We start from the raw sequence: 15,509 nt of genomic DNA on the forward strand, positions 1-15,509 counted from the left end.
TCGCCGCGACGCAGCGCGAAGCGGGCAAGCTCAAACCGCGCGTCACGGGCCTGTGCGCGCTCCGGGGCGCGCCGGGCGAGCGCCGCAACCTCGGGCTCGGCCTGCGCGGCGGGCAGGCGCATCGCTGCCAGGAACTCATCCGACCAGGTCGGCTTGGGCGCAGCAGGTGTGGCACAGCCGAGGGTCCCGGCGAGCATCGCGGCGCTTAACAGCGCTGCGGGCCGTAACAGGCGCGGCCAGGTGAGCATAAAACGTGTGGGCACGGCAAAAACTTTGAGATCGGGGGAGGTTGATTTAACCTTTGGCGGCGTAGCTTACTGATTCCATCCACAACGGCCAAGTCTATGTCAGCAGTGCGAGGAGGCGTCGCGATCGCGTGGGTTTTAGCGCTTGTCGCGGTGTTTCTATGCCCGCTCCCCGAGAGTGCGGCCCAGGTGATGGTCGACCAGGTGCCTGCTACGGCGGGTGCCGAAGAGGGCGACGACGTCTCTGGCACAACGACCGGGGAGGGTGCAAGCGAGGGTGACCCTCAGGAGCCTGGACCCGGGTCGTCCGCGGAGACGACCGCAGAGTCGGGTGATGAGGGCAGCGCAGAGGCTCGATCCGCGCCGGAGCTCTCGCCAGAGGACATCAGCGAGGCGCGCGTCGAGGCGTTGCGAGAGCGCGTCGCCGAGGCAGAAGCGGCCGCCTCACAGGCTCGGGTCGGAGGCGAAGTGGATGCCCGGGTGCGAGCCTTTCTGCAGGCCCGTCTTGAGGAAGAGCCCGAAAGCCGCGTCGCGATGCGAGAGTGGATCTCGGCGACCCTGGGTCACGCGCTGCGGGAGGCCCGGGCGGAGTCGGCGCAGACGCTGGCCGACCGCAGCGCGGAGACGCTGCAGGCCGTGGAGGCTGCGCTGCAGGCTCAGCGCGAGGCGGCCTCTCAGGTCGACCAGGAGGCCGCCGAGCGTCTGGAGCGCTCACAGCGCGCCCAGGAGGCCGCCCGTCTTGCGGTGGAGCAAACCCGGGAGCGAGAGCGTCAGGAGCGCGACGCCCAGATCCGACAGGTGTTGGCCCGGGAGCGCGAGATCGCTGAGGAGCTGCTGGCGATCTCGGAGCAGGAGGGCGAGCAGATTCGCTCGATTGTGGAGGAGCGCCGCCAGAGCGAGGCGACCTTCTCGGAGCGGCGCGTCGAGGTTGAAGAGGGCATGACTCGCCCCGATGGCAAGCTGGCCGAGGTGGTGCGCCAGACGCTGATCTACCGGCGGGCTGCCCGTGATGATGTCAAACGCACCGTTCAGGGGTACCGGGCCGCCGAGCGGCAGGTTGCTGACCTGACGCCTCGCCTCGATGAGGCGCGGCGCGAGCTCGAACAACTTCTTCAGGAGGTGGGACAGGAGCCCTCCACCGAGCTTGCGACGCGTCGGCTCGCGCTGGCGAAGTTGCAGGTCGAGCTGGCCGAGCAGCGGCTGCAGATCGCCAGGGACGTGCGCGATGCGCGTCGGGCTCGAAACGAGGTCAACCTGCAGCGTCGCGCCTTTTTTGACGAGTCGCTCGAGGCGATGTTCCCCCGGCTCGGCGCCGAGGCGCGGGCGATGATGCTCTCGCCACGCAGCGACTCCGCCTGGCGCGACGCCCTGGAGGGCGTGCGGGTCGGTGTGTTGCTGACCATTGATACGCTGGAGGCGCGTTGGAAGCAGATCAGCGATCCCGGCACGATGCTCACCTCGGTGGCCTTCTGGGGCTGGGTGATGGGCGTGTTCTGGCGGGTGATCGCGATCCTTATCGCGTTGTGGTTCGCCCGCGAGTACGCCCCGCGCGCGGTGCAGTGGGGGTTGAGTCAGCTCCTGGCCCGTCGGGCGCTCCGCAAGGCCGCCGGCGGACTCATTAAGGCCGCTCAGGTGGTGCGCGCCTTGATCGTGCCGGCGGTGCTCTACCTGGCCGCTACCCACATGACGGACTACCTGGTGGGGGCGTTGCCCGAGCTTGCCTACGCACGCTGGGTGATCGACGCGGCGGCGATCTATGTGATCGTGATGCGCATCGTAAAGACCCTGGCGCTACCCCGTGGCGAGGAGGCGGGCACAGCCAGCGGCAGCCCGGGTGCAGCGACCGTGGCGCAGGCGCATACCCTTGATGCGCTCGCTCAGGGCGGGCTTGTGGAGGAGAGCCGCGCGCGCCGCCTGGTGCGCAGCGTGCGGGTGGTGCTCAGCTTCTGGCTGCTCTCCCATTACGTGCCGCTGACGGTCTGGGAGCTGACCGGCCCCTCGGTGATCTGGTGGCTGGCTGACCGGGTCTTCTGGGTGGCGCTGGTCGTGCTCGTCTACACGGTGTTGTGGTGGTGGCGCGATGATATCGCTCAGGGCTTTGAGCGACTTGCCGGAGAGCGACTTCCCCGGGCGACGGTCATCGTGCGGGAGCATCGCAACCGCCCTTACGGTGTGCTGCTGATCGGGCTGGCCTCCATCTATGTGGCCGTCGCGGAGCTGGCGCGCTGGGTTCGCGCCTACGTGGTGGAGACCGAGTTAAGCCGGCAGATCAGCAACTTCATCTTCCGGAAGAAGATCGAGATTCAGCGTCGTGAGGGGGGCGTGGCCGAGGTGCCCGAGGCCGCGCAGAGCACGGTTCCCGAGCGCTACCGCTCCCTGTTTGCCGATCGTCCCCTCTATGATGAGACCGTTCGGGTGGATCGGCGAGGCGTGGCCGACGCCATCGCCGCCCGACGCGAGAGCTGGACGAAGGTGCGTCGAAAGGGCTCGATGGCCATCGTCGGTGAGGCCGGTCTGGGCAAGACCAGCGAGCTTGTGGAGGTGGTGCGCGCCTGGCCCGCCGAACATGGCCCCGTGCAATACGCGACCCTCGCGCAGAAGATCTCCGGGGAGCCGGCCGCGCTGGAGCTCATCGCGCAGCTTTTTCACCTCCCGGAGGTTCCGACCTGCCGGGAAGAGGCGGTGGAGTGGCTTCGACGTACACCGCCGCGCACGATCGTGCTCGACGACTGCCATCACCTCTTCCTGCGGCATATCGGAGGCTTTCGCGCCGTCGACCTCTTTTTGGACGTGGTGCATATCACCGACGATCACCACTTCTGGGTGCTGGTGTTTAACCGCTTTGCCTGGTCGTACTTAAACCGGGTGCGCGCGCGCAAACACTACTTCGGCCTGGTCCACGAGGTGGCGCCCTGGAGCGAGCAGCAGATTCAGCAGCTGGTGCGCTCGCGCGACGCGAAGATCGATCTTCCGATCAGCTTCACCGATCTTGTGGTGGCGCATCAGAGTGGCGAGTTCAGCTACGAGGTGATCAAGACTGCCAACGGATACTTTCGCCTGCTGCACGAGTTCAGCCAGGGCAACCCCCGGGTGGCGTTGACCTTCTGGCTGAGAAGCCTTCGGATGGACGCCTCCGGCAGATTGCAGGTGGGGCTGTTTAGCCGGCCGGCCACCGCAGTGCAGCAATCCCTGACCGACCAGTACCTCTTCGCGCTGGCGGCGATTGTGCAACACGGCTCACTCAACGCCGAGCAGGTCGCCCGCATCACGAACTCCGACCGGGGTTTCTGCGAGACGGCGATCAACTTCCTCTACGAGAGCGACATCCTGGAGGTCTGCCAGCGTCAGGGGCGGGCGACGTTGAGCACGCTCTACTTCCGCGCGGTGTTGCGTCAGCTGCGCGACGCGAACTTCCTCTATGAGTAAGGAGACCCTTTGATGAGCCTCTATTCTACGGTGATGGCTGCCGGGCCGCTTCTGGCCCAGGCGGCCCCCGATGTTGAAGAGCTCGCTCAGCGCATTGAGCTGCTCAATGTGGGGAACTTGCTCAGCGCGGCCACGATCATCGCGGTGGCGTACGCGGCGAATCGCGTGCTCTCGGCCACCCTGGAGAGCCTGGGAGAAGGGCAGGCCCGCCGCCGGCTCTTCTTCAAAAAGGTGCAGAGTTTTACTCGCCTGGGGATCTTCGCGGCGGCGGCCTACCTGGTGGTGGCCACCTTTCTGGACTTTGAGGAAGACCGTGCCGCCTTGCTTGGTCTCGGCGGCACGCTGGCGGTGGCGGTAGGCTTTGCGCTCAAAGACACAGCGTCGAGCTTAATGGCGGGCATCCTGATCCTTGTGGACCAGCCCTTTCAGGTGGGCGACCGCGTCGCGTTTGGCGACACGTACGGAGAGGTCGTGGAGATCGGGCTTCGTTCGGTGCGAATCGTCACGCTCGACGACAACCAGGTCTCGATCCCTAACAACAAGTTTTTGACCGAGGCGGTGAGCTCGTCGAACGCCGGCGCGCTCGACATGATGGTGGAGATCGATTTCTACATCGCGCAGTCCGCCGACTTTGAGCTGGCCAAGCAGATCGTGTACGAGGCGACGATCACCTCGCGCTACGTCTTCCTGAGTAAGCCCGTGGTGGTCCAGGTCTACGACGAGATCACGCCTCTGGCCTTTGCGACCCACGTTAAGTCGAAGGCCTACGTCATCGATACGCGCTATGAGAAGGCGCTTCTGTGCGATGTGATGGAGCGGGTCAAACGCGCCTTCCGGCTGCATGGCATTCATCCTCCTTACACGCGCGCTTATGAGGTCTCGGCCGAGAGTTGGGAGGAGTTCTCTTCATCGCCCAACCGTGTCAACGCGCCGGTGCGCTCGCAGATCAAAGTCGGACGAGCGCCACAGGGCGTCGAGGTGGAGGAGGTCGGCGCGCAGACCCCCGAGGTCAGTGAAGTCTGAGCGTGATGCGCCAGGAGCTTGACGTTGGCGGGGCGATCGACTACGAGAGGCGACCCCGAATGGTCTTCGCGAGAGGCGCGATGACGGCGGGTTAATGCGACACCCCCGCGCTCTTAACGAGCGCACGTTCCACTGCCAGGGTTTACGAGGCAAGAGCGGTGCGGGGTGAAAGCTTCCCTGAGAGAGGTTTGAGATGGGCAAAGGATTGATTGGCCGCAAGGTCGGCATGACGCAGATCTTCGACGACGCCGGTAACCGCATCCCGGTGACCGTGGTCAAGGTTGAAGGCAACGTGGTCGTGCAGAAGAAGAGCGCCAAGGGCAAAGACGGCTACTCCGCCATCAAGGTGGGTTTTGGTGACGTGAAGCTTCTTGAGAAAGAAGGCACCGAGCCGAAGTGGCGTCTCTCCAAGCCGCGCGTCGGCGTCTTCCTGAAGGCCGGCATCGAGAAGCCCCGTCGCTTCGTGCGCGAGTTCCGCGTGAGCGAGGGCGAGCTTGATTCGTACGAAGTGGGTCAGGAGCTGGGCGCGGACACGTTCAACGTGGGCGTCTGGATCGACGTGACCGGGACCTCCAAAGGTCGCGGTTTCACCGGTGTTATGAAGCGTCACAACTTCGCCGGTGCCAAGGCCAGCCACGGTGTGCACGAGTTCTTCCGTCACGGTGGTTCCATCGGTATGTCGGCGACCCCGGGTCGTGTTTTCAAGGGCAAGAAGATGGCCGGTCAGTACGGCAACACCCGCGTGACCGTGCAGAACCTGCGCGTCATGCAGGTGCTCCCGGACGAGAACGCCATCCTCATCAAGGGCGCCATCCCCGGCCCCAACGGTGGTGTGGTGACGCTGCGCTCGGCGGTTAAGAAGACCGTGGTGTGATCCGGAGGTTGCCCGTCGGCGTTGAGCCGAGGGTGCAACCGAAGGCCATCGCTTAAAAACCGCCGCGTCCGAAAGGGCGCGGCGGTTTTTTTGTGGGTCACAGCTTCACGACGAGCTGTGGGGCGCCGGGCAAGGTGCCGCAAAAGCGCCGCGGTGGGGCAGAGGGTGGGTTTGACAAGGTGGCGAAGGGCTCGCTACCGTCGAAGATCGTGGAGTCAGTCTTCAAGAATCTCATGCGCGACGCCCGGGTCCGGTGGCGCGCGAGCCTGCGAGCGTGCCCTCGAGATGTCGAACCCCCGGCTTCGAAAATACCTGGCGTACTACCAGCGCACGCTCAGCGAGGAGCCCGAGAATATCGAGGCGCGGCTGCGCCTGGCGGCACTCTTCTGCGAGATGGGGCGTCTGCGCCACGCCATCGAAGAGTACGGCACCGCCGCGAAGTTGCTGGCGGCGGCGGGCCTCCCGCTGGAGGCGATCGCCGCGTGCAAAGCCATCCTGGAGATGGACGCCACGCATACCGAGACGCAGTTTTTTCTGGCGCGACTTTATGCCCAGGCGCCTGAGGCGACCGGGCACGTCGCGCGCGTGGCACGACCGGTCGACGGGGCGGTCAGGCGCGCGCAGCCCACGCCGGTGCCCGGGGATCGCGCGGCGCTGAGCTCGGAGTCCCCGCGAGGCACCTGGCCCCGGGATGGCTCCGGGGTGCGGGTGCAGGCCCTCTCGGAGAAAGAGGCCGACGAGGTGCGCCGGGGGCAGACCAGCGCGATCACGCTTGGGCGCCCTAAGTCGTCGCCACGGATGGCGGCTCCGTCTCCCTCTCCCGCCGACCCCGCGCCGGATGTGCATCGGGAGGCTACCCGGCAGGCGCCCGCGCATCGGGCTACCGATGATGGGGATGTGACCCGCGTGGACCGCCCGCGCTTTGAGGAAACGAGCAGCCAGGCGGACTCCACCTTTCAGGTTCGGGTCTTTGAGTGGGAGGGCCTCGCGCTCGATGAGGAGAGCGATTCGCGCTGGGAGGCGCTTCGCGCCTTCGACGCGATCGATGAGCCACCGACCCTGGAGCTGCGCGAGGAAGACGCCGGCCAGCTCATTGAGGAGCGCCACGTGCGTCGCTCGGAGCTGCCGGCGATCCCGCTCTTCAGTCAACTTCCTGCCGACGCCTTTGTGGAGGCGTTGCGCGTGATGGAGCATCGACAGGTGGCACCGGGCACGGTGCTGGCCTCACCCGATGATCCGAAGGTCTGCCTCTATGTGATCATCAAAGGCTGCGTGCGGGTGGAGAAGTCGCTGGTGGACGGCCGCACGGTCTTTCTGGCGCGCTTAGGGGAGGGGGAGGTGTTCGGGGAGTTTCGTCTGCTCACCGGCCGCGACGGCATGGCGCGTGTCATCGCCGAGGAGGGGCTCGAGGTGCTCGCCGTGCGCGACGATGTCGTCTATCAGCTGGGCCGCCGCTTTCCAGAGGTCTGGGATGTGCTGTGGGGCTTTTATTATGCGCGGATGCTCAACAACCTGCTGGCGTCCAGTGCGATCTTTGGGGGCTTGAGTCCGGAGCAGCGTGAGGTGCTCGGCAGGCATTTCCAGATGCGCGAGTGGGTTGCCGGACAGGCGCTCTTTGAGCGGGGACAACACGTCGAGCGCCTCTCGCTTGTGGTCAGCGGCTCGGTCGAGGTGGAGGTCGTCGGTCGCCGCGGCCAGCGCGAGGTGGTCGACACCCTGGAGGAGGGGGCGTTTCTGGGGGTGACCCCCTGCGCGCTGCTCAGTGAGGCTGGCGCGACGGTGCGCGCGCGCACCGATGTGATTGTGCTGGAGTTGAGCGCGGCGATCTTTCGCGATCTGCTCAGCAAGGTGGCCTCGGTGGGGGACGCGGTGCGGGAAGAGGTAGCGTTGAGAAAAGAGCGCTCTCGTCAGGCCCGCGCGCGCGGCTATGCCGAGTCGGGTGTGGCGCCGACGCGCCGCTAGCGAGCGGCGGTCGCGTCGGTGTGGCGTGCAATTCCAATCAGCCGGCGCGCCGCGAGGACTTCGCCGTACCTTTTCCTTTTGATGTTTTGGCTGCGCGCGAGGTTTTGGCGCCTCCCTTTTTGGAGGCGCCTTTTTTCGAGGCTGGTCGGGTCGATGGCGAGGCGGTCTCGGTCTCATCGCGCGTGGTGCGCTGGCCCGCAAAAAACATCACCGCGCCGTGGGTCTCAAAGTGCATGCCCTCAAAGGAGGCCGCGCTGACCTCCTGAAGTAAAAACTCGGGGCTGCGCAGCATCGGGTAGATGCCGTAGCGCTCGTAGCGCTCAAGCACCGCGTCGGCCATGTCAGTCTGCGCACGGACGAGCGTGGACCCTGAGAAGTAGCCCTCGGGCTCCAGGCAGCGGTGAAACTCGCGGAGCGCGCCGACCCGATCGGTGAAGCCGTGCAGGCCATTGAGGCTCTGCAGGCTGCGCACCGCGCCGCTCTTGATGGGGAGCGCGTTGACGTCGGCGCGGATGAGCTGAAAGCTCGCGCCGGTCTTTTTGAGACGTTTTTGAGCCTGAAAGAGCATCTTCCAGGACTTGTCGACGCCGAGCACCGTCACGTCGTGGTAAGGCGCAATGCAGGGCGCCAGCGCCACACCGGTGCCGATCGGGGCTTCCAGATACACGCCGCCGCGGGCTCGCCCCAGGGCGCGGTTCTCATGATCGATGTAGCGCAGCGGGCTGCAGCGCCAGATGGCCATGCTCATCACCGGGGCGACCACGTCGTAGACGCCGGCGATGACGTTGGCCAGGGTCTCGGTGCGGTAGGTCCCGGGGGCCGGGGTGGCTTCGGGGGCGACCAGATCGGGGATGCCATTGACAATGGGGTAGTGCGCATCACAGCTCGCGCAGACCAGATCGGGGCGCCGTCCGCTGCCCAGGGTGAGCTCGGGGCCGGCGCAGGCCGGGCATTGCAGAAGATCAAGAATGTCGCGCCGAATCATGGCGTCTCCTCACCAGGTCGTCATCGTGGGGGCCGAGGGAAGTTGGGCGCCAAACCCGGGCGCCGGCCAGCGAAGCAGTCCTAGCATATCGGGAGGGGGCGCGTCAGTGTGCTTTCGTTGCGCGCGCTACTGGCATCGCAGCGGGGTGGCGTTGGTGAGACGTCGCACGGCGACGGGGTGGCGCAGTCGCTCACGCAGCGCGATGACCTCCTCCCACAACTCGCAGCGAAGCGGGGCGCGCTCAAGCGCGTCTTCCAGTTGCCGGGCGGCCTCGGCACGGTCCGGGCGGCGCCTGGCAAGCGCCACACGGGCGCGGGCGATGTGGTAGTCCGCGCTTGTCGGTGACGCGTCATCGGCCTGCTCGAGTGCGCGGGTGACGCCGGGGTCGCCAAAGCCGCGGCGGCTTCGAGCGGCACGGACGTAGGCCTCCTCGGTGAAGAGCGCGTGGGAGAGCGCGGCAGGGGTAAGGGTGTTGGCGGCGCGGCGGGCCAGGTCGAGGTTCTCCAGGGCGTCGGTGTAGCGTTCCTGGTGGCGGCGCTGACGCGCAAACACCACCCAGGCCTCCGGCCCGAGCTGGCCGTGGCGAAGAAGACCGCGCAGCCGCTCTTCGTCGTCTTCCGCGAGCGGACCATCCACCACATGGACCTGGAGAAGGCTCAGCGTTGCGGCAGCATCGCCGGGCTCCTCGTCGAGGGCGCCCTGCAGGTGGGCCCGGGCCTGCTCGGTGTCACCGCGCTGCAGGGCCATGCGGCCTTGCAGCGTCGCCCAGCGCGCGCTGCGCGAGAGCGGGGTGCCCAGGGCGGGCTCCAGGAACGCGCTTGCCGCCTCGGTGTCACCTTGCTCAAAGGCGGCTTCGGCGCGCATCAGCGCCAGGAGCGGATCGGAGCCGCTGAGATCGTCGTGGCGATCGATCAGGCGCAACGCCGAGGCGTGGCGATCGTTGAGGCGATGCCAGCGCACCGCGGCGTCGAGAGCCCAGCGCGAAGCCACGTCGAGCTCTTCGAGGCGCGCGCAGTGCTCCGCGGCCTCGTCGGCGTGGCGGGCATCGAGCGCCAGACGACATTGAAGAAGTCGGCGCGCGGGGCCGTCGTCGGCGACCTCGAGTCGCGATTGGGCGCGCTCCCGAAGTGTGGATTGCGACTCCCAGGTGTCGGTGTGGTTGGCCAGGTGGGCCAGGGTGGCCCCCTCCAGCAGCGCACGCTCCGAGACGAAGCCGGCGGTGCGGTCAAAGGCATCGTCCGGTGTCGGGGGTTCTCCGGGTTGAAGCGCATCAAGAAGCGCGCGCGCCGCCAGATCGAGAGGTGTTTGAGTGAGCTCGTTGCGGGCGATGTCGACGTTGCCTTCGGCGGCCATCGCCAGCGCGAGCAGCAGGCGCTCGCGCGGGTCTTCGGAGGCGGCGCTCAAGAGTGCGATGGCGCGGTCTGTGTCGCCGATCTGAAGGTGGATGGAGGCAAGCTCCTGGTCGAAAAAAGCGTGGCGACGCTCCATGCGGGGGATGCGAATCAGCTGCTCCCGCGCGTCGAGCAGCTGCCCGCGGGCCACCAGCGTGTCGATGAGGGGGCGGACACGGTCGGGGCGCAGCGGAGCGGCTTCGGCGGCCAGCCGAAGCGCGTCGATGCGGGCGTTTCTGTCGGGAGCGGCCTCCGCCCTCGCCAGGTGGGCCAGGCCGCGATCGGCCGGCGCGATCTCGCGGGCGGAGGCACTCATGGCCGGGGCGAGCAGCGCGTCGAGTTCAGCCTTGTCGGCCCCTGCGCGCGCGAGATGGAGGGCCAGGGTCAACCGGGATCTGTGATGATCCGGGTTGGCCTCGAAGAGCGCTCGGAGCGCGGCGGTGGCGGCCTCTTCGTCGATCTTCAGAAGATGTTGTGCCCGCACAAAGGCGCGAGCGACGGTGTCTTGTGGGAGTGCCTCGACCAACTTCGCGGAGAGCTCGGCGGGCGTCTGATCGACACGAACCTCGGCGTAGGCAAGACGCGCCCATGCCGACCCCGGGGCCTGCTCGACCAGGGCGTCGATTGTGGTGATAAGCTCGCGCTCTGGCAGCCAGGCCGCGCTGGCGTAGATGCGCGCGGCGATCGCTTCGCCGGATTGCGACGTCGGGGTGTCTGGCGAGGTCGACGGGTCGGGATGTTCAAAACGGTACGCGGTGCGGGCGCGGATGAGCGCCTCAAGGTCTGCGGCGCGCTCGGTAGGCCGGTCGGTGCCGATGGCGGGCAGCGAGTTTGTCAGGCCGCGCACCACGGCGTCGGCACCGGCGGGCAGCAGCTTGTAGGTGCGCGCCTCCTGCGCGACCTGCAGGGCGCGCTGATGAGAGGCGTAGGTATCATGATGAACTTCGATCTCCGCCCGCTCCAGCAATCCGGCCGTCGCGCGGTGGACCTGCCAGACGTAGCCCAGGGTGGCGAAGAAGCTCAGCACGAGCAGCGAGGAGATGAGCACGCTGGCCAGCGCGCGCGCCGGCGACTGCAGAGGCTCCGGCAGGCGGGTCTGCACCAGGTGGGTCAAGCGGCGGATGGAGCTTGTGCGTCCGGAGGCCTGTTTGCGGGGGCGGCGGAGTGCGTCGAGGTCCAGCTCCAACTTCTCCTCACCGCTCGGGGTCGGGCGGCCGCCGCGCTTCGCTGCGACGCCCTGCTCGGCGCGATCCGCTGCGCGGGGGGCGACCTTCAAGGCGGGTGCTTTGCGCCGGCCGCTGTCGTGACGCGGCAGCTCCTGGGCCAGATCCGCGTCCGGGGGAAGCGTGGGGTCGGCCCGGAAGACGTCGGTGGGCTCGGAGGGGGAGTCCGCGAGCGCGTCGGCCGGTTCTGGATTGGGCGGTGAGGCGGGCGGTGAGCCAGGCCGAAGCGCACGCGGACGGCGGCGACGAAGCGTGGTCTCATCGGGCTCAAAGCCCGGGGCCGGCTGACGCTTCGGGGCGTCCGCTTTGGGGGCGTCGCTCAAGCTCGAGGGGATGTGCACAAGATGGGTGGGCTCATGCGGGGCGAGCTCCTCGACGAGCTCGGTGGGCTCCTCGGTGAAGTCCGGAAGCGCGGGCGCAGACGTGGCAGGGCTCGCTGCCGTGCGCGGCGCGGGAGGCTCGGCCAGGCCGGCGAAGTGATCGCGCCAGGCGCTGATCAGGGTGAGATCGGCGCCGCGATCGAGCGCGTCGTCGAGCAGCGACTGCGCGCGGCCGTGTTCGCCCAGCTTATGGCTTGCGCGGGCGGCGGCGACGGTGGCCTCCCAGAGCATGGGGTCAGCCATGGCATGGCGAGCCTGCTGGTAGGCGGCCGCCCAGCGCCCCCGCGCCAGGAGGTGTTCGGCCGAGGCCAGCCGGAGCTGGGGGGTGGAGCAGCGCGAGAGCGCCCCGCGCAGCAGGGCCTCGGCGTTGCGGAAGTCGCCCGCCGCATCATAGGCCCGCGCTGCCTCGACCAGAGCCGGCGCGGTGTCGGGGAGACCTTCGAGAAGTTCGCTCAGATCGCGGTTCGTCATGATGGTGGGGCCCGATGCAGAAGATCGCAAAAAGGGGAGCGCGCCTCGCGAAATTAGCACAGCACGCGCGCTGGCGAGAAGCCCGCCCCGCGTCAAAAAGTTGACCCTCGCTCAGGCTGTCGTAGCCTCGTGGCGACGTGGCCTACGCAGGGATGACTCGCCACACCGACCAGGGAGGTCTGAGATGGTAAAGACGATCGTCGTTCGGGGAATGGCGCTGGGCGCGCTTGGCAGCGCGCTGCTCAGCTGTGGCGAACCGGTAGAGCCCTTTGGGGAGGGCGCGCTGGAGCTGAGCTGGGAAGTCAGCCCGATGGGGTGTGCCGCAAGCGAGGTGGAGCTTGTCGAGATCGAGCTCACGAACGCGCGGCGAAGCTATGTGGAGAGTTACCCCTGCGCTCGCGGGGCCGCCGCGCTGGAGGCCCTTGCGCCGGGAAGCTATGAGCTGATCCTGCGCGGGTTCGACCCCGGGGGCGCCAACACCTTTGAGAGCGGCACCCGCGCGGTCACCATCCGTCCGGAACGCGTCGAGGTGCTGACGCCGCTGCCTCTTAACGCGCGACCGGCCGAGTTGGAGGTCGTCTGGCGCTTTGAGAACGGCCGGGTCTGCGGCGCCAACGGCGTCGAACGGGTGGAGGTAGCGGTCTACGACGAGGCGTTTTACGAGATGGCCCGTCAGGACTTCGACTGCAACCGGGGCTCGGGCATTATCGGCGAGCTCTTCGCGGGCGACTATATTGTGCAGGCCAGCGCGGACGCCGCCGAGGAGGTCTTCTCGGGCGACGCGCAGGTGACCCTCAAGCGCGGCGAATCCGGCCAGATCGAGACGGTGCTGCAGGCGCCCTGAGCGTGCCCGCTGACGCGATTCGTATTGGCGCACAGCGCGTTGCCTTGCGCATGGCGTCATTTGCTGGCGAGGTGAACGTCCGGGCGACGGGCCCGGATTGTCCCGGGTACATGGACCCCGCGCGTGCCTGCCGAGAACACCCTATCGATTCCCCTGGACTGCTGGAGAGCCGCATGAACCCACAACTTCGCGACGGTTTGCTGATCCTGGACTACGGCAGTCAGTACACCCTCCTCATCGCTCGCCGCGTGCGTGAGCTGGGTGTGTACTGCGAGATCTGGCCCTGCAACGATCCGCGCGTCGGTGAGCTGGTGGAGGAGGGCTCGGCCCCGGCTCGCGGCGTGGTGCTTTCGGGCGGACCTTCCAGCGTGCACATTGAGGGGGCGCCGGCCCTGCAGGGGGGCATCTTAAGCTGGGAGGTGCCCGTGCTGGGCATCTGCTACGGAATGCAGCTTCTGGCGTCGACCTTCGGCGGCAGAGTCGATCGCGCCAGCGGGGGTGGGGAGTACGGCCGCACCCGGGTGATCGTGGAGGCATCCCGAGGGCCGATGGCCGGCTTTGAGGAGGGGCATGCCACGGAGGTGTGGATGAGTCACGGCGATGCGGTCAGCGAGCTGCCGGAGGTCTTTGAGGCGATCGCGCGCACCGAGAACGGTCACCTCGCGGCTATGGCGCATCGGGAGCGCCCGATCTTCGGGGTGCAGTTTCACCCGGAGGTCTCCCACAGCCTGGAGGGGCCGGCGATGCTTGAGGGCTTCGTCTTCGAGGCCTGCGGCTGCCCGGACACCTGGAACATGGCAGATTTTGTGGAGAGCGCCGTCGAGCGCATCCGCGAGCAGGTGGGCGACGAGGGCCACGTCATCTGCGGTTTGAGTGGCGGGGTCGACTCCTCGGTGGTCGCTGCGCTCCTGCACCGCGCGCTCGGGGAGCGGCTGACGTGTGTGTTCGTGGACAACGGGCTGCTCCGCTATCAGGAGCGCGAGCGGGTTCAGGCGCTCTTCGAGGGCCACTTTGGCATCGATCTTCGGGTGGTGGACGCCAGCGAGCGCTTTCTGAGCGCCCTGGCCGGCGTGACGGACCCCGAGATCAAGCGAAAGCGCATCGGCGAGCTCTTTGTACGCGTCTTTGAGGCTGAGGCAGCGACGATTGAGAACGCGCGCTATCTGGCCCAGGGCACGCTTTACCCGGATGTCATTGAGTCGGTCAGCGTTCTGGGGCCCTCGGCGACGATCAAGAGCCATCACAACGTCGGGGGGCTGCCCGAGCAGATGGGGCTGGAGCTGATCGAGCCGCTGCGCGAGCTCTTTAAAGACGAGGTTCGCGTGCTCGGGCGGGCGCTGGGGCTCTCGGCCGAGCTGGTGGGCCGGCACCCCTTCCCGGGGCCCGGGCTGGCGGTGCGTGTGCTTGGCGAGATCACCGACGACGCGCTGCGGAAGGTGCGTCAGGCCGACAACATCTTTATCGAGTCGCTGCGGGCCGAGGGGCTCTACGACCAGGTCTGGCAGGCGTTTGCGGTGCTCCTGCCGATCAAAACGGTCGGGGTGATGGGCGACCAGCGCACCTACGATGAGGTCATTGCGCTTCGGGCGGTGACCAGCAAGGATGGCATGACGGCGGACCGGGGTCATTTGCCCATGGAGTTTCTGGGGCGGGTCAGCGATCGCATCATCAATCAGGTCAAAGGCGTCAACCGTGTCGTTTACGACGTGACCAGCAAGCCGCCGGGGACCATTGAGTGGGAGTAGGGCGCCGTGATTCAGGCGCAGGAGCAGTGACGATGAAGAGACAAGTGTGGTGGATCTACGCAGCGGTGTTGCTGAGCTTTGTGCTCCCGGCGCCGGCCCAGGCGCAGGGGCGCGGGCAGGTGGTTGCGCTGATGACCGAGGTGGTCGAGGCCGGCGTTCTGGGCGACCAGGCGCGGGTGGCGTTCTGGTGGAGTGAGGCGGGTGAGCCCCGGTGGACGGCCAGCGACGAGGCGCTTAACGCCGCGCTGCAGGCCCGCGGCGTGAGCCTCGCTACGCGCCCGGAGCAGAGCATCTCGCGGATCTACCGACGTCCGGCGCTCTCGACGGCCAACGCTGCGCAGCTCGGCGCGCTGCTCGGTGGTGAGCGGGTGCTTGTGGGGCAGGTGACCTACCGGTCGATCGGTCCGGTCTGGCCGCTGGGGCTGGAGGGGTTGGTGGCGAGCGCGGAGCTGGAGCTTGTGGCGGCCGGCTCGGTGGAAGGCGTCTCGCTGCAGCGTTTTGCGGTCACGCGCCACTATTATGGCGATGATGTGCCGGCGATGCTCGAGAGCGCGCGTCGGGAAGTTGGCAGGGCGCTGGGCGATGTGGCCGGTCGCGGGTTGAGGCGGGTGGCCGGGCCGGTGGGCATCGCCGGCTCCGAGCCCCTCCTCGCGCTGCGCAACACCGGCAAGGCCGCGCACCTGGAGCGGGTGCGCGAGCGACTTCTGGCCCTCGATGAGGTTCACGCGGTCGTTGAGCGCTGGGCGAGCGAGGGCATCATCGCGTTGGAGATCAACCCTGGCGAGGCCACGCCCCCCGATGTGATCGAGTATGCGGTGCGCGTCCTGGAAGGGCATAGCTTTGATGATTTTGCGGTCACGTCGGTGGCGGGCTCGCGCATGGAGGGCGTCCACGAGCTGTGGATCGAGCCCTACGAGCAGGGGTTCTAGTCGGGCCTTTG

The 15,509-nt window shown here is 67.6% G+C and carries 10 protein-coding genes; 7 read left to right on the forward strand and 3 right to left on the reverse strand.

Features of this window, described 5'->3' with window-relative positions; all coding sequences use genetic code 11:
• A partial coding sequence (locus FRC96_RS17765; RefSeq protein WP_146976451.1) for a hypothetical protein occupies nt 1-263 on the reverse strand: 263 nt, incomplete at its 3' end.
• Nucleotides 264-344: 81 nt separating this feature from the next.
• Between FRC96_RS17765 and FRC96_RS17770 the strand changes: the two genes are divergently transcribed.
• From FRC96_RS17770 to FRC96_RS17785, 4 genes are all read left to right on the forward strand, one after another.
• Nucleotides 345-3,671, forward strand: a complete 3,327-nt coding sequence (locus tag FRC96_RS17770) for a hypothetical protein (RefSeq protein WP_146976452.1) — start codon at nt 345-347, stop codon at nt 3,669-3,671.
• Between the two features lie 12 nt (nt 3,672-3,683).
• Complete coding sequence (locus FRC96_RS17775) at nt 3,684-4,694, forward strand: mechanosensitive ion channel family protein (protein ID WP_146976454.1); 1,011 nt, start codon at nt 3,684-3,686, stop codon at nt 4,692-4,694.
• Between the two features lie 193 nt (nt 4,695-4,887).
• A complete protein-coding gene (rplC, locus tag FRC96_RS17780) occupies nt 4,888-5,568 on the forward strand; it encodes a 50S ribosomal protein L3 (RefSeq protein WP_146976455.1) in 681 nt (226 codons plus the stop codon).
• 285 nt (nt 5,569-5,853) lie between these two features.
• Nucleotides 5,854-7,530 carry a cyclic nucleotide-binding domain-containing protein gene (locus FRC96_RS17785; RefSeq protein WP_146976457.1) on the forward strand — a complete coding sequence of 559 codons (1,677 nt, stop codon included), beginning with the start codon at nt 5,854-5,856 and terminating at the stop codon, nt 7,528-7,530.
• Nucleotides 7,531-7,567: 37 nt separating this feature from the next.
• Here FRC96_RS17785 and FRC96_RS17790 read toward each other — a convergent pair whose 3' ends face one another.
• A complete protein-coding gene (locus FRC96_RS17790; protein ID WP_146976459.1) occupies nt 7,568-8,515 on the reverse strand; it encodes a methyltransferase domain-containing protein in 948 nt (315 codons plus the stop codon).
• 126 nt (nt 8,516-8,641) lie between these two features.
• Nucleotides 8,642-11,980 carry a tetratricopeptide repeat protein gene (locus tag FRC96_RS17795; RefSeq protein ID WP_146976461.1) on the reverse strand — a complete coding sequence of 1,113 codons (3,339 nt, stop codon included), beginning with the start codon at nt 11,978-11,980 and terminating at the stop codon, nt 8,642-8,644.
• Nucleotides 11,981-12,164: 184 nt separating this feature from the next.
• Between FRC96_RS17795 and FRC96_RS17800 the strand changes: the two genes are divergently transcribed.
• The 3 genes from FRC96_RS17800 (at nt 12,165) to FRC96_RS17810 (ending at nt 15,498) form a co-directional block, all read left to right on the forward strand.
• Nucleotides 12,165-12,824: a hypothetical protein gene (locus FRC96_RS17800; protein ID WP_146976462.1), complete on the forward strand. Its 660-nt coding sequence runs from the start codon at nt 12,165-12,167 to the stop codon at nt 12,822-12,824.
• 173 nt (nt 12,825-12,997) lie between these two features.
• On the forward strand, nt 12,998-14,569 hold the full coding sequence (gene guaA, locus FRC96_RS17805) for a glutamine-hydrolyzing GMP synthase (RefSeq protein ID WP_146976464.1): 1,572 nt from the start codon (nt 12,998-13,000) through the stop codon (nt 14,567-14,569).
• 32 nt (nt 14,570-14,601) lie between these two features.
• Nucleotides 14,602-15,498, forward strand: a complete 897-nt coding sequence (locus FRC96_RS17810; protein WP_146976466.1) for a hypothetical protein — start codon at nt 14,602-14,604, stop codon at nt 15,496-15,498.
• The last annotated feature ends 11 nt before the right edge of the window (nt 15,499-15,509 follow it).

Source organism: Lujinxingia vulgaris (assembly GCF_007997005.1).
Classification (GTDB): Bacteria; Myxococcota_A; Bradymonadia; order Bradymonadales; family Bradymonadaceae; genus Lujinxingia.

Excerpts from the sequence above, each read along its gene's own strand:
- FRC96_RS17770 (WP_146976452.1), top strand. The coding sequence starts at position 345 with ATGTCAGCAGTGCGAGGAGGCGTCGCGATCGCGTGGGTTTTAGCGCTT.
- FRC96_RS17775 (WP_146976454.1), top strand. The coding sequence starts at position 3,684 with ATGAGCCTCTATTCTACGGTGATGGCTGCCGGGCCGCTTCTGGCCCAG.
- rplC (WP_146976455.1), top strand. The coding sequence starts at position 4,888 with ATGGGCAAAGGATTGATTGGCCGCAAGGTCGGCATGACGCAGATCTTC.
- FRC96_RS17785 (WP_146976457.1), top strand. The coding sequence starts at position 5,854 with ATGTCGAACCCCCGGCTTCGAAAATACCTGGCGTACTACCAGCGCACG.
- FRC96_RS17790 (WP_146976459.1), bottom strand. The coding sequence starts at position 8,515 with ATGATTCGGCGCGACATTCTTGATCTTCTGCAATGCCCGGCCTGCGCC.
- FRC96_RS17795 (WP_146976461.1), bottom strand. The coding sequence starts at position 11,980 with ATGACGAACCGCGATCTGAGCGAACTTCTCGAAGGTCTCCCCGACACC.
- FRC96_RS17800 (WP_146976462.1), top strand. The coding sequence starts at position 12,165 with ATGGTAAAGACGATCGTCGTTCGGGGAATGGCGCTGGGCGCGCTTGGC.
- guaA (WP_146976464.1), top strand. The coding sequence starts at position 12,998 with ATGAACCCACAACTTCGCGACGGTTTGCTGATCCTGGACTACGGCAGT.
- FRC96_RS17810 (WP_146976466.1), top strand. The coding sequence starts at position 14,602 with ATGAAGAGACAAGTGTGGTGGATCTACGCAGCGGTGTTGCTGAGCTTT.